General features: G+C 67.6%; 15 protein-coding genes. 12 read left to right on the forward strand and 3 right to left on the reverse strand.

Annotation, left to right across the window (positions count from 1 at the left end):
- Positions 1-55: 55 nt before the first annotated feature.
- The 3 genes from ACGFH6_RS04660 to ACGFH6_RS04670 all read right to left on the reverse strand — a co-directional run bounded on the left by ACGFH6_RS04660 (position 56) and on the right by ACGFH6_RS04670 (position 2,955).
- Positions 56-1,102 (reverse strand): hypothetical protein, encoded by a 1,047-nt coding sequence (locus ACGFH6_RS04660; protein WP_393380464.1) that lies wholly within the window; start codon positions 1,100-1,102, stop codon positions 56-58.
- A gap of 108 nt (positions 1,103-1,210) precedes the next feature.
- The gene (locus tag ACGFH6_RS04665) at positions 1,211-1,765 is read right to left on the reverse strand and encodes a flavoprotein (protein WP_393380466.1); all 555 of its coding nucleotides are present in this window, start codon (positions 1,763-1,765) and stop codon (positions 1,211-1,213) included.
- A complete protein-coding gene (locus tag ACGFH6_RS04670) occupies positions 1,762-2,955 on the reverse strand; it encodes a helix-turn-helix domain-containing protein (RefSeq protein WP_393381152.1) in 1,194 nt (397 codons plus the stop codon). The genes ACGFH6_RS04665 and ACGFH6_RS04670 overlap by 4 nt, the downstream gene beginning before the upstream one ends.
- Before the next feature lie 485 nt (positions 2,956-3,440).
- On the opposite strand from ACGFH6_RS04670, the gene ACGFH6_RS04675 reads away from it, so the two are divergent.
- The 12 genes from ACGFH6_RS04675 to ACGFH6_RS04730 all read left to right on the forward strand — a co-directional run bounded on the left by ACGFH6_RS04675 (position 3,441) and on the right by ACGFH6_RS04730 (position 12,840).
- Positions 3,441-3,659: a hypothetical protein gene (locus ACGFH6_RS04675; RefSeq protein WP_393380468.1), complete on the forward strand. Its 219-nt coding sequence runs from the start codon at positions 3,441-3,443 to the stop codon at positions 3,657-3,659.
- 96 nt (positions 3,660-3,755) lie between these two features.
- Positions 3,756-4,004 carry a DUF6284 family protein gene (locus tag ACGFH6_RS04680; protein WP_393380469.1) on the forward strand — a complete coding sequence of 83 codons (249 nt, stop codon included), beginning with the start codon at positions 3,756-3,758 and terminating at the stop codon, positions 4,002-4,004.
- Between the two features lie 257 nt (positions 4,005-4,261).
- Positions 4,262-5,230 carry a hypothetical protein gene (locus ACGFH6_RS04685; protein WP_393380471.1) on the forward strand — a complete coding sequence of 323 codons (969 nt, stop codon included), beginning with the start codon at positions 4,262-4,264 and terminating at the stop codon, positions 5,228-5,230.
- The gene (locus tag ACGFH6_RS04690; protein WP_393380473.1) at positions 5,230-6,801 is read left to right on the forward strand and encodes a DNA cytosine methyltransferase; all 1,572 of its coding nucleotides are present in this window, start codon (positions 5,230-5,232) and stop codon (positions 6,799-6,801) included. The genes ACGFH6_RS04685 and ACGFH6_RS04690 overlap by 1 nt, the downstream gene beginning before the upstream one ends.
- Positions 6,798-7,001, forward strand: coding sequence for a hypothetical protein (locus ACGFH6_RS04695; protein ID WP_393380475.1), 204 nt, complete (start codon positions 6,798-6,800; stop codon positions 6,999-7,001). Before ACGFH6_RS04690 ends, ACGFH6_RS04695 begins: the two co-directional genes overlap by 4 nt.
- Positions 6,998-8,149 (forward strand): hypothetical protein, encoded by a 1,152-nt coding sequence (locus ACGFH6_RS04700; RefSeq protein ID WP_393380477.1) that lies wholly within the window; start codon positions 6,998-7,000, stop codon positions 8,147-8,149. The genes ACGFH6_RS04695 and ACGFH6_RS04700 overlap by 4 nt, the downstream gene beginning before the upstream one ends.
- A complete protein-coding gene (locus tag ACGFH6_RS04705) occupies positions 8,095-9,300 on the forward strand; it encodes a hypothetical protein (RefSeq protein WP_393380479.1) in 1,206 nt (401 codons plus the stop codon). Before ACGFH6_RS04700 ends, ACGFH6_RS04705 begins: the two co-directional genes overlap by 55 nt.
- A gap of 249 nt (positions 9,301-9,549) precedes the next feature.
- Positions 9,550-9,876 (forward strand): hypothetical protein, encoded by a 327-nt coding sequence (locus ACGFH6_RS04710; protein WP_393380481.1) that lies wholly within the window; start codon positions 9,550-9,552, stop codon positions 9,874-9,876.
- 11 nt (positions 9,877-9,887) lie between these two features.
- Complete coding sequence (locus ACGFH6_RS04715; RefSeq protein ID WP_393380483.1) at positions 9,888-10,244, forward strand: hypothetical protein; 357 nt, start codon at positions 9,888-9,890, stop codon at positions 10,242-10,244.
- A complete protein-coding gene (locus tag ACGFH6_RS04720) occupies positions 10,241-10,534 on the forward strand; it encodes a hypothetical protein (protein WP_393380484.1) in 294 nt (97 codons plus the stop codon). The genes ACGFH6_RS04715 and ACGFH6_RS04720 overlap by 4 nt, the downstream gene beginning before the upstream one ends.
- A 207-nt stretch (positions 10,535-10,741) precedes the next feature.
- Positions 10,742-11,200: a DUF2742 domain-containing protein gene (locus ACGFH6_RS04725; protein ID WP_393380486.1), complete on the forward strand. Its 459-nt coding sequence runs from the start codon at positions 10,742-10,744 to the stop codon at positions 11,198-11,200.
- Positions 11,197-12,840, forward strand: coding sequence for a YfjI family protein (locus ACGFH6_RS04730; protein ID WP_393380488.1), 1,644 nt, complete (start codon positions 11,197-11,199; stop codon positions 12,838-12,840). Before ACGFH6_RS04725 ends, ACGFH6_RS04730 begins: the two co-directional genes overlap by 4 nt.
- Positions 12,841-12,842: the final 2 nt, after the last annotated feature.

Here is a 12,842-nt window from a genome sequence, read left to right on the forward strand (position 1 = left end):
GCTCAGGCGACAGGTCGGGGCGTCGCCACTCAAGATTGGGCGGGCCGCTACATGCTCACTCGCCCTCTTCCAGAACCTGCGTATCCCACCAAGCCGGCGGCCACCCCGGAGTCGGGGGCGCGTTGCCGATATGGTTCGAGATTAACCACTTTCCATTGTCATTATGAAGAACAAAGACCAAAGCATTTCTAAGTTGAGTGGCTGTTTCGACGTAGTAACCGCCGCTGCTGCCCAGCGGCGCCAAGACCACTACGTCATAGTCTTCTGAAATCCGTCGCCGTTTACTTGCCGCACCGTAGTTGTCTGGATCAATTGGTCCCCAAACCTCAACGAACCTGGCAGATTCAATCGCGATGAAATCGGTCCAGAGTTCGACCGGATCCCTCCGCTCCACCATCGAATCTGCCAGCGAGTCAAGGCGCTCAACGTCTTCACCAAACTCTGAGCGGTTGTTCCACAACCAGGATTGGACTCGGCAGTACAACCAGTTCCGATCCGCCAACTCTAGCCCATCTTCATACAGTCCCTCTCGCATTGCTCTGAGGAACCGATACGAAACACCCACTTGCATGTCCGGATCGAATCGCGAATCGACAGCGCCAGTCGCCGCAAGCACGACCGGTGCCGCAACTTGCTCAAGTCCCTCGGCTTGTACAGGCACAGCGCCTTCCGGCAGCTCCGGATCAACGGCCTGCTCTCTATTTGCAATCATTCCAATAACGGATACGAGCATCAGAAAGGCGACCACACCCGGAAAGACCGAGTACCACACGAACTGATCTCGATCTAGATACCAGGTCCACCATCCGAAAACGAGCGCGAGCACACCAGCAAGGCTGACGCTCCCCCAGGGAATCGGCTTCTTCGCTACTCCCAGTCGTTGACCCGCAAGTCGTGCGACGTCAATGGCCACTCGCCCGTGGAGCCAAGCAACCGCTGGTGAGTGGTGACTAATGACTTTGTTCTGCTCCAACTCCTTGATGAGCGACAGATTTTCGCGAACTTCATGACGAAGCCGCCTGCGCCGACTCCCCACGCCAATGAGCGTGCCAAGCGGTACAAGAATCGCTGTGGCTGCTTGGATGACAGAGTCCACATCCATACCCACACCCCCCGCCCGTCCCCACGGGCATATGTTGACATACTCACGCGCGACCTAACCATGCCCCTGCGCCGGGAGTTTGCCAAGACTCAGTGCATGCTGCGGGCACTAGCTCTCTGGAGGACTGCCAAACGATTCGAGCTCACCGAAGATCCAATCCCATCGAAAGGCCTGGGCGACCCGGTCACCGGTTCCAGAGCGAACAGGGGTCAGTGATGAAGTCGAGCCGTCTTGCGGATCAACGATCGTCACCCCCGCATACCGCAACACAGCAAGCGACGCTAGCCATGCAGGGTGGCCCGCAAGGTCCGCCTTTGCGAACGGGACGGCGACAGTCGGCGTGCGAGAGCCAAGCGCTGCGCACAGGGTTGTAAGTGGAAAGGTATCCGCGTTGCCGTTTGCCCAAGCATTGAGTGTGTTGAAGGTGGTTGGGACGACGGCGACCGCATCAGCTCTGGGAGAACGCTTCGGATCGCCAGGCGCTCGATTGCCAGTCAGGACCGGAACACCGGCAAGGTCCTGCTCCTCGAGCCATTGGAGTGCGGCATCCGTGGGAATGACATAGGGAGTCCAGCCCCGATCGCGGGCGGCTCGCACGCCGTCTTCGATACGCGCGGCGAGGGGGGCCCCGCAGGTGACGAGATACAGGATGCGGTCGGTCACGCGAGGACTCCTGCGCGGGTTGCGATGGCGGTCAGGGCGGGGGTGGGTTTGCGGGAACGCTTGAGGAGTTCGCGGACGAGCTCGCGGGCGATGGTGTGGTAGCGGATCGACTCCGGTGCGACGCGTTCGGCTTGCTGTAGGTGGAAGATCGCTTCCATGTCGTTCTTCGCTTGCGTCTGCGCCCAAGCGAGGTCGAGATGCAGACGGGAACGGCGGCCCTGGAGGCCGGCCGGCATGGCTTCGGTGTCGATCTCGGTAGCCACCCGCAGAACACCGCTCGGATCTCCGAACTCGGCGGCGACTGAGGCGCGGTGGATCAGAACGTTGGTTGGACCGAATGCGGTCCACCAGTGATTGCCGTCGTGCGCCAGAAGGTCAGCCAGCTGCGTAGCTGTGGCGAGGCGCTCAGCGGACGTGCCGCGGTCAGAGCGGCGAGCGGCGATAACGGACGAGATGAGCCAGAGAGACCCAGCAAGCGAGACCGCATCCGGAGCGTCCGAGCCAGCTAGGGACATCAGCCCTTCTGCCGAACGGACGGCAACACGTTCGGCATCCTCGGTCCGCTGGCTGCGAAGCAGAGCGATGACCACCTGGTACGCGGCCATTCCTTGAGCGGACTTTGAATCGGCTGCCATGGCCGCATGGGTGGCGCGGTCTGCTGCCAGCCAGCCGAGCTGGTTCTCGCCGACTTTGGTCAGGAGCTTTGCCGCTGCCGTGTAGACCGAGCAGCGAGCGAGATGCGTCTCCCGGCCATCGCGGCCCTGATAGCCGTCGTAAGCGTCGGCGGCTTCGATGAGAGCTGGGAGCATTCCGGTTGCTTGCTTGTACTTGGCTGCCTGGTAGGCCTGGTTGACCTGCACGGCGCCGTTCCGGAGTTGAGGTAGGGGCCACGGCATTGCCGGTTCGCCTAGCAAGTGGTGGTAGCTGGCGAGCTTGCTCCGTACGGCGTCAACCGCCGTCACGTGCTCTGTAGCGTCGGGCGCGAGTACCCAATCACGGCCGATCAGGTCAGCAACATCGATTCGCAGTACGGTCGCGAGGTCGTTCAGGGTGGACAGACGATCGACACCACGGATTCCGCGCTCGACCTGAGACAGCCACGAGCGCGACATTCCGATGAGGCCGGCCAGGGCTTCCTGCGACATACCGCGGCGCTTGCGATACGCCCCGATGCGCTCACCTACGTGCATCTGCACTTCCCCTCGTTGTTGGTCCCTCCAGTGAACCGCCTTCGAGCACAGCTAATGCGCACAAAAGTGCGCAGCTTCCCGAGTGCACTTCAATCGCTCGTTTTGCCTCGACGCTTGACGCATGAACGAGCCGACCACTCAGGAGCTGACCCGCTTCGGACCAGGCGACGCCGGCGGGACGCCCTCGGCGCGGGCAACCCGGCGGATGTACGCCGCCGTGAACGGCGACAGGCGCTCAACCTCTGTCGGTGGCACACCTCCTCTCAAGGCGGCGAGCACAGCCGCCATGAGTTCCTTCCGAGCCTCCTCATGGGCGGACTCGGTTCGTCGGTATCGACGGGTTGCCACTGACAAGTCATCCCTCAGGTCACTCACCGAACCAGTGTACCGCACCTCACTTGCGCAACCTGTGGCGAATCGATACTGTGGTGCGCACCTTAGGTTCGCTCTATTCGAGAAGCTGACCGAACGAGCAGGAGACGCAGATGAGCAACAAGCAGGCGAAGCTGACCAAGCAGCAGCGGGCGGACGAGAGGCGCGACCGGGCTGAGTCGCGCAAGGTCAACAAGGCGCTGAGGGCCGCGCATCTGCGCGCTGAGGCCCAGGGCCGGGAGCCTACGAGCTCCGCGAACATGCACGCGCTGGTCAACCGTCTGGAAGACCTCGACGACCGCATCGTCCGGCGTCGTACCGGCCGCCTCTGAATCTCGCACACACGATCCCACGAGTGACGCCCCGGCGGTGGCACCCGCCGAGGCGTCTGGGTCGCACAAATCCATTCGCTAGAAGGAGCACAACCCATGAGCATCATCCACCTTGCGGCCGTCAGTGGCGAGGAGCCGACTGCGGCCGAGCTGGCCGCGATCGAGCAGGAGTGGCCGTTGATCGCGGCCGAGCTGGACCTGTTGGATGCCGAGATCGCGTTCGTCAACGCGGGTCCGGAGTTGTCGGTGCTGGACCGGCGTCGGGTGCGCCGGGCGGAGCGGCGGGTCCTGGAGGTCAGCCGGGAGCTGGCCGACCGCGACCCCCAGTCCCAGGGCGCGGCATGAACCGCCGCGAGAGCCACCGCCGAATGCTGGCGTTGCAGGATGCCTGGGCCGCTCGGCTCGGGATCGACAGCACGGACAGCATCGGGGACGAGCTGGCCGAGCGCTTCGCGCACCTGTCGCAGTACGTGCTGGCCGGCCCCGTGGATCAGGCCGGGCGAGGCATCGGCCGAGGCCGCCACCGCGTATGGCGAACTGTGGGTGCTGGCCGGATTCCTGGCCGACGCACGCCGCCTCCTGATTGACCAGGACGTGCCTCGATGACGACTGACGAGCTGGTTGCCGCGAGCAACCCCGAAGGCCAGAAGGCATCCGCCGTCGCCCGGCTGCGCACGACCGCTGCCGAGGCCTCCCAGGTGCGGGCGCTGTCCACTCACCCGGACGTGGTGGCGCTGCGGGTCGAGTCGGTGCGTACGCAGGTCGATCGGTGCATGTGGGTCGGGATCGTGCTCGGTCTGGCCTTCACCATGGTGAACGTTCAGGCGTTCGCCGCCCAGGGCGCGGAGGTGGGTTCGCTGCCTTGGCTAGCCGCGTGGCTGCTGGACCCGATGGTGTCGCTGGTGCTGATCGCCGTCCTGCGCGCGGAGCAGATCACCGCTCGATACCAGGTCAGCGACCACACCAAGTGGATCGGCCGCACGAAGCGGTTCGCGTTCGCCGCGACGTACGCGATGAACACGTGGGCGTCGTTCGGGCACGGTGACGTGGCCGGCGTGGTGCTGCACTCGGTGCCGCCGGTGCTGGTGTTCTGCGCGGCCGAGACCGCCCCGGTGCTGCGCGACCGGCTCACCGAAGCGGTTCTGCGGGCCGAGCATGCGGCCGCTCTGGCCGACCCGCAGAAGGCCGCTGAGCGACTCGACACTCCCGAGGGTCCTGCGGGCGTGGAAAGCGTCCACAGCGCCGCACGGCCACCCGATTTGGCCGAGGTGCCTTCCCGTCGGCATGTGGCAAGGACGGCGGCTCAGAAGCCACGCAAGAAGGCTCCCGCGAAGGGTGGTCGAAAGCTGCTGGCCGACTACGTGACCGAAGCCCTCGCGGCATTCGAGCCGGGCACGGCGGCCGACGACATCACCCCTGCCTGGGCACGAAATGCCACCGGCTGCTCTGCCGGGCTGTCGTCCAAGGTCGCTGCTGGCGTGCGACTGGCGCTGATTAGCAGCGCAAGGCAGGCCGCGACCGACGCCAGCGACGAGACGACGACGACGCAGGACGAGCGGAAGGCTGCCTGATGCTGACGATGACGGATCTGTTCTGCGGTGCGGGCGGTTCGAGCACCGGTGCGATCCAGGTGCCGGGCATCACGGTGCGGATAGCTGCGAATCACTGGCAGCTCGCCGTGGACACCCACAACACCAACCACCCGATGACCGATCACGACTGTGCTGACCTGTCGCAGGTCGAGCCACGCAAGTACCCGCGTACGGACGTGTTGTGGGCGTCGCCTGAGTGCACGAACCACTCGCAGGCCAAGGGCCGCAAGCGCAACGTGGACCGGACGCCGGACCTGTTCGAGGAGTCAGAGCCGGACGAGGCCGCGGAGCGGTCTCGGGCGACGATGTGGGACGTCGTGCGGTTCGCCGAGCATCACCACTACGCCGCGATCGTTGTCGAGAACGTCGTGGACGTGGCCCAGTGGGTGCTGTGGCCCGCGTGGCGGGCCGGACTGGACGCGCTGGGCTACTGCTCCCACGTCGTCTACCTGAACTCGATGCACGCCCAGGCCGGCGGGCAGCCTGCCCCGCAGTCCCGCGACCGGATCTACATCGTGGCGCACCTGCGCGCCACCGGCTGCCCAGACCTGGACCGGTGGACCCGCCCGGCCGCGTACTGCCCCGGCTGTGACCGGACCGTGCGCGCCATGCAGGCATGGAAGGACCCGAAGGTCCGCTGGGGCCGCTACCGCTCGCAGTACGTGTGGCGCTGCCCCAACGTTGCCTGCCGCAACCAGGTCGTAGAACCGGGATGGATCCCGGCCGCTGCCGCGATCGACTGGACGATCCCGGGTACGCGGATCGGTGACCGGCCCAAGACGCCGAAGAAGCCCGAAGGGCTGGCCCCGGCGACGATGGCGCGGATTCGCGCGGGCCTGGAGCGGTACGGCGCCGAACTGCTGGTCCCGGTGGAGGGACGCGACGGCAAGACCGCCGCGCCGGTGGGCGACGCGCTGCGGACGATGACGACCCGCAACGAGACCGGGCTACTGGTCCCGGCGGGCGGAACGTGGAACGAGACCGCGACCCACACAGGGGAGGTGATGCGGACGCGGACCACGACGGAGTCCGAGGCGCTGGTGGTGCCGCTGCGCAACAACAACACCACCAAGGCCGCGACCGCCGCACCGTTCGACACGTTCGCCGCGAACGGCAACCACCACGGCCTGCTGATGCCGTACTACGGCAACGCGACCTCGCGCACCACGACCGACCCGCACGGCACGTTCACGACCGCCGACCGGTACGCGCTGGTCATGCGCAACAACTCCGGTGGTGCGGAGATGTCCACTCCGGTGAACGAGCCGCTGCGGACGCTGACCACGGCCGGGCATCAGTCGCTCCTCGAGTACGGCGTACCGGTCGCGGTCGAGGACTGCCTGTTTCGGATGCTGGAGGCCCACGAGGTGGCCGCCGGCATGGCGTTCCCCAGCTCGTATGTGGTGCTCGGTGACTCCAAGCGAGTCAAGGTGCGCCAGCTCGGCAACGCCGTCACCCCACCCGCCGCCCGTGACCTGCTCTCGGCCGTCGCGGAATCGCTCGGCCACGAGATCCCCAACACCGGCTCGGCCGAGGCGGTGGCGGCATGACCGTGCGAGTCCGGCTGTCCGGGCAACCCGACCAGCTCGCCCGCGTCGTCGCGCTGCTGCGCGCGACCTACGACACCAGCGGCGGCGACCGGTCCTACCCCAACCGCGGTGCGGTCGGCGTCCGGGTCTACCTCGACGTCCACGCCACCACCCCACCCACCACGAAGACCACCACTGACGACGCCGCGAGGAAGTCATGACCACCAACCACGACAACGTGCACCGGCTTCACGCAGACCTTCACGACCAGGTTCACGACGACGTTCACGAAGCCGACGCCGCGATCGTTCATGAAACCGCCGAGCGGATCGACACCAGCGACGTTCACGACGACGGCACCGGCACCGTTCACGACGGTGAGGTGATCGACGCCGAGGTAGTCGAGGGCGAGATCCTGACCGAGGAGGAGTCCGCCGCCCTGGACGAGCGACTCGCCAACCGAGGCGCGCTGGTACGCCGGGCAGTGTCCACCGGGCAGGTCGCCAAGCGGGTCGCGGTCCAGGTCGGCACCCACGACCGCACCAAGCAGGGCAGCAAGGCCGCCGCCCGCTACGCCTACACCGTCGTCAAGGGCGGGGAGTCGTTCGCCAAGCGGGCCTGGGACGCCGGGACCATGGGTGTCTACCGGCGCCAGATCAAGGCCGCCGAGGCGGCCGGTGACCGTGAGGCGCTGAAGGAGTGGACCGCCGCGAAGGAGGCGGCGACCGAGCGCCGCCACCGGCGACTGATGGACGCACCGAAGCTCGCGTGGGGAGTGCTCAAGGTCGCCGTGGGCGCGACCATCGCGACGCCGGTGATCGTGTTCATGATCGCGGTGTTCGCCAAGCTCACCGGCTCCGGTTCGTTCACGGGCGTGTGGGGCGGGTTCTTCGCGCTGATCGGGTTCATGATCGCGCTCGGCGGCGTGCTGTGGACGCTGCTCACGTTCGCGCTGCCGGTGCTGGCCGTGATCGCACTGTTCCGCGAGGGCAAGCGCGCGGCTGAACCGCCCGCGTGGATGGTCACCACGGCCGATGTCGAGCTGGACTCCGCGATCGATGAATCCACCATCGCCCAAGCGCTTGATTCGCTGCGCATCGCCAACATCACCCGCTATCTCAAGCAGGGCTACAAGTTGCAGTTCATCACCCCCGCCCGCCAGCAGGGTCGCGGCACGCACGCCGTGATCCGGCTTCCCGGCGGTGTCCCTGCCGAGGAGATCTCCAAGCGCCGCGTTGCGCTGGCGACCAGCCTGCACCGCGCCGGCTCCGAGGTGTGGCCGACCACCGGCGACGAGGCCGGAATCCTGGACCTGTGGGTGGCCGACAAGGGCGCGCTCGCGGGTGCCCCGGCGCGTATCCGCTGCTGACCGGCGGCCTGGTGGACGTGTTCAAAGGCGTCCCGGCCGGGAAGACGTTGCGCGGCGAGGAGCTGCGAGAGCCGGTGATGGGCCGCAACTCGGTCGTGGGTGGCGCTCCGGGACAGGGCAAGTCGTCGGCGTCGAAGACGTTCATGGCGGGGTGTGCGCTGGACCCGACCGTGGAGATGCGGATCTGGGTGCCGGACCAGAACTTCGACTTCGAGCGGTTCAAGCGCCGTTGCTCGCGCTACGTCATGGGCGCTGACGACGAGTCGATCCGCCAGATCCGCGACGACCTCAAGGAGATGCACGACGAGATGCAACGTCGCGGCGACCTGCTGAAGGTCTACGAGACCGAACAGGTGACCCGGGAACTCGCTGACAAGAACATCGGTCTGCACCCGCTGGTGGGTCTGCTGGAAGAGGCGCACGTGGCGTTCCAGCACGAGGAGTACGGCGAGGAGATCGCCAAGTACGCCGTCGCGCTGGTCAAGCTGGGCCGCAAGCGCGGCATGCACTTCCGGGTCTCGACGCAGGCCCCGACCGCGACGTCGCTGCCGAAGGACGTCACCCGCAACTGCACCAACAACGTCGCGTTCTACGTGCAGGACTACGTGGCCAACGACGGCCTGCTGGGTCAGGGAGCGTTCAAGCAGGGCGTGCGGGCGACCGACCTGATCCCCGGCGAGAACCGCGGTACGGCGATCGTGAAGGGCTTCACCGCCGCCAAGTACGAGACGTTGCAGTGGTACTTCCTAGACGGTGCCGAGGGCAACGACCAGATCACGCCGATCATCGACCGGGCGCTCGCCGCGATCAAGAAGCGCGAGCTGCCCGCGCCGGGCGACTCGCGGCGACCCGAGATTGAATCGCGCGACCTGCTCGCCGACCTGGACGAAGTGCTCGGAGAGGACCCGGTGCGGATCGCGGACGTGCCCGCGCTGCTCAAGCGGCTCGCCCCGGCCTGGACGCCGTACCAGTCGCTGACCGGCAAGGCGCTGCGCGAGCAGCTCGCGGCCGAGTTCGGTATCAAGGTCGCCTCCACCGGCAACCGCTACCCCCTCGACCCGACTACCGTCCGTGACGCGATCGTGCGACGGGAACGCGACGCCGACCAGGACGACGAGGCCAGCTCGGACGGCGACCAGCTCGCCGGTTAACCCGGCAACCGGGGCCGCGAACCGCCCGAAACCGGCCCTGATCAGGCCGGTTCCCGGGCCCGGCTAACCCACCTCACTCGATAACTATCCGCAGGTCAGACCGCAATTAGGCCCCGCACAGGGCGCAGGTTACGGACCTAACCCGATCACCGCCAGCTAACCAGCCCAACAACCATCCAACGGACGGCCACCCACAGGTGACCCGTCCCGGCCACCCACACCCACCGATCGCTACAGAAAGTGACGAACGTGACTGATTCAGTCCACGCCGTACTGCTCGGCAGCTCCGGGCTTGTCCTGGCCGGCGCCGCCACCGCGGCCGACGCCGCCGAGGCGTTCAGCCGCCCCGAACAGGTCGCCGTCCTCGTCCTCGCCGCGCTCATCCTGACCGGCCTCTACCTGCTCGCCTGCGCGATCTGGCCCTTCGCCAACTGCCCCCGCTGCAACGGCGGCGGCAAGTCCCGCTCCCCGTCCGGCAAGAAGTTCCGCAACTGCCCCCGCTGCAAAGGCACCGGCCGCCGCAAACGGATCGGCCGCCGCCTCCTCGACCACCGCGCCAACCTCACCAACCGCTAGGAGACAGCCCGATGACCGGCCAACACGCCCCGTGGTACCAGCCGTTCATGCCGCCCAACATCGAGGCCGCCACCTGGCGGGACGCGATGAACAACGCTGCCTGGCAGTGCGAGTGCACCGGCCAGTGCGGCCGAGCTCACCTCAAGACCCTCGGGCGCTGCGGAGCCATGCACAGCACCGCACACCGCCTGGCCGTCGTCACCACCGACCCGCTCGCCCCCCTCACCGACGCGGTCAACGGCGCCGGGCTCACCGCACTATGCGCGCCCTGCGACACCGCGATCCACCGCGCCGCCAAGACCGCCCGCAACAGGGCCGAGACCGCCCAACCCGACCTGTTCGAGATCACCCGAAACGAGGCCGCATGACCACGCAGCACACCGGCACCCAGCACGCCGACGCCGAGCACCTGGCCGACAGCGACCAGATCGCCGCCGAGTACGAGGCCTACGTTGCACATCAGGAATCCGACCTGGCCGAAGCCCTAGCGAACGCGAGCAGCGCCGTGCACCGCGCCACCCGAGCCCTGGCCGAGCTGATCGAGCTGGACGCGCCGCAGTGGACCCAGACCACCGAAGGCGACGACGCACAGGCCGCGCTGACCGTCGCTGCCCGAGCACTCCGGGCCGCGAACCGGTGCGCGTACGCCGCGACCTAGACCCCCTGACACAACCGACAGAACTGACGAAATCCCGTGCGGGGAGGGCCGTGCACCCCATGACAGAACCGACAAAACCGACAAAACCCCCTAGTTCTGTCAGTTTTGTCAGTTCCGTCAGGCCCTCTCCGCGCCCGGACCACCGATCGAACCCGACCCGAACCACGGCCGGATTCATGGCACCGACCCGAGGAAGGAACCGAGCTGATGAAGGTCCCGCGCTGGACCCCCACCGACGCCGCCGCGATCCGTGCACGGCGGGACTGGGCCAAAGCGATGGTTGCCCGCATCAACGACCGGCCGACCTACGGCACCCCGCGCTGGGCCGCGCTGGCCGACGACGACCCGCGCAAGCTGGCCGCTGCCGTCATCGCCGCCGAGTGCTGGGCGACCGCCCTGGACGAACTGCCCGACCGGGTACGCCGCGACCTCGACACCCTCCGCACCGCCCACGAGGCCGCCGAACAGGCCGACTGGGACGCACGGTTCGAGACCGCCCGGCAGATCGCCAGATCCGCCGCCACCCCCGCCGCGTTCACCCTGCGCGCCCACTACGCCAAGACCCAGGTCGACCGCATCGCCGAAGCCCGCCGACCCCGCCCCGCCGACCGACCACCCGCCGAGCAGCACCGGAACGCCGTACAGGACGGAGAAGCCGCCGCATGAACGCCGCGCAAGTCCCCGACTGGCTACCGCCCCTGCCACCTGTCACCGAGCCGCCAGCCGACGACCCATGGGCCACCGAAGCGACCGCACCGGTCCAGCTCCGCACCACGACCGAAAGCCAGATCACACCTATGCATCACGATCGAACGGCCCCGCCGGCCGGGCGGCCGTGGGACGGCGAACCGGTGCCGCTGAAGACCGACCGGCTCGTGCGCCCGTTCCCGGTCGAGGTGTTCCCCGAATGGCTCGCCGACCAGGTGACTGCGGTCGCCGAGGCGACCCAGACGCCGATGGACCTGGCCGCGTCGGTGGCATTGGCGTGCCTGTCCACGGCAGCAGGCGGCAAGGTGCTCGTGCGGGTCGACCGGTCCTGGGTCGAGCAGGTCAACCTCTACACCGTCACCGCCCTGCCACCCGGCTCGCGCAAGTCGCCCGTCTTCCGGGCCATGACCGGCCCGCTGTCCGTCGCCGAGGAGGCCTTGCGCGACCAGACGGCCGAGCGCCGGGTGGAAGCCGAACTGGCGTCACGGATCGCGTGGGCCAAGGCCGAACAGCTCGCCAAGAAGGCCGAGACCGCGCAAGCCGAACCGCAGACGGCGCTGGCCGACGCGACCGCCGCTGCCAAGGAAGCCGCGGGCATCGTCGTCCCGGAGCTGCCTCGGCTGATGACCGACGACGTCACCCCCGAGTCGTGCATCTCCCTGCTCGCCACCCACGGTGGACGCATGGCCGTGCTGTCGGCCGAGGGCGACGTGTTCGCCACCCTCACCGGCACCCGCTACTCGGCCGCGCCCAACCTGGGCGTGTTCCTGAAAGGCCACGCGGGCGACAAACTCCAGGTCGACCGCAAGGGACGCCCGTCGGAGTCGATCGAACGGCCCGCGCTCACCCTCGGAGTCACCACCCAGCCCGGCACCCTGGCCGGCCTGGCCGCACAACCCGGCTTCCGCGACCGGGGCGTCCTCGCCCGCATCCTCTACAGCCTCCCCGTCAACACCGTCGGCAGCCGCGACAACCAGGCCCCGCCCGTCCGCGAGGACATTGAGACCACCTACACCGACGCGCTCACCACCCTCGTCCTCCTCCTGGCCGACCACGAGACGCCACACGAACTCGTCCTAACCGACGACGCCCGGCAGGCGCTACTCGAGTTCCAGGACTGGATCGAGCCGAGGCTGCACCCACGCACCGGCCAGCTCGCCCCGATCACGGACTGGGCGTCCAAACTCGCCGGGGCCGTCGTACGGCTCGCCGGACTCCTCCATGTCGCCCACACCTTCACTACCGGCTACGCCCAACCCATCACCGCCGACACCCTCCACGCCGCCGAACAGATCGGCCGCTACTACCTCGACCATGCCCTAGCCGTATACGACCTCATGGGCCGCTCCGACCCCGACCTGGACGACGCCCGAAGCATCCTCGACTGGATCCGAAAACGCGGTCTGGACACCTTCACCCGCCGCGACGCACTCCGAGGACTCCAAGGCCGATTCCCCACCGCCAAAGACCTTAAGGCGCCGCTGGATCTGCTCATGGAGCACGGCCACATCCGTCTCCAAGAAGCTCAAACCACTAGCAAGGGAGGCCGCCCCTCAACCACCTACGACGTCCACCCCGCGACCCACCAGTCCCTATGAAC

Source organism: Kribbella sp. NPDC049227, from assembly GCF_043197265.1.
Classification (GTDB): Bacteria; Actinomycetota; Actinomycetes; order Propionibacteriales; family Kribbellaceae; genus Kribbella.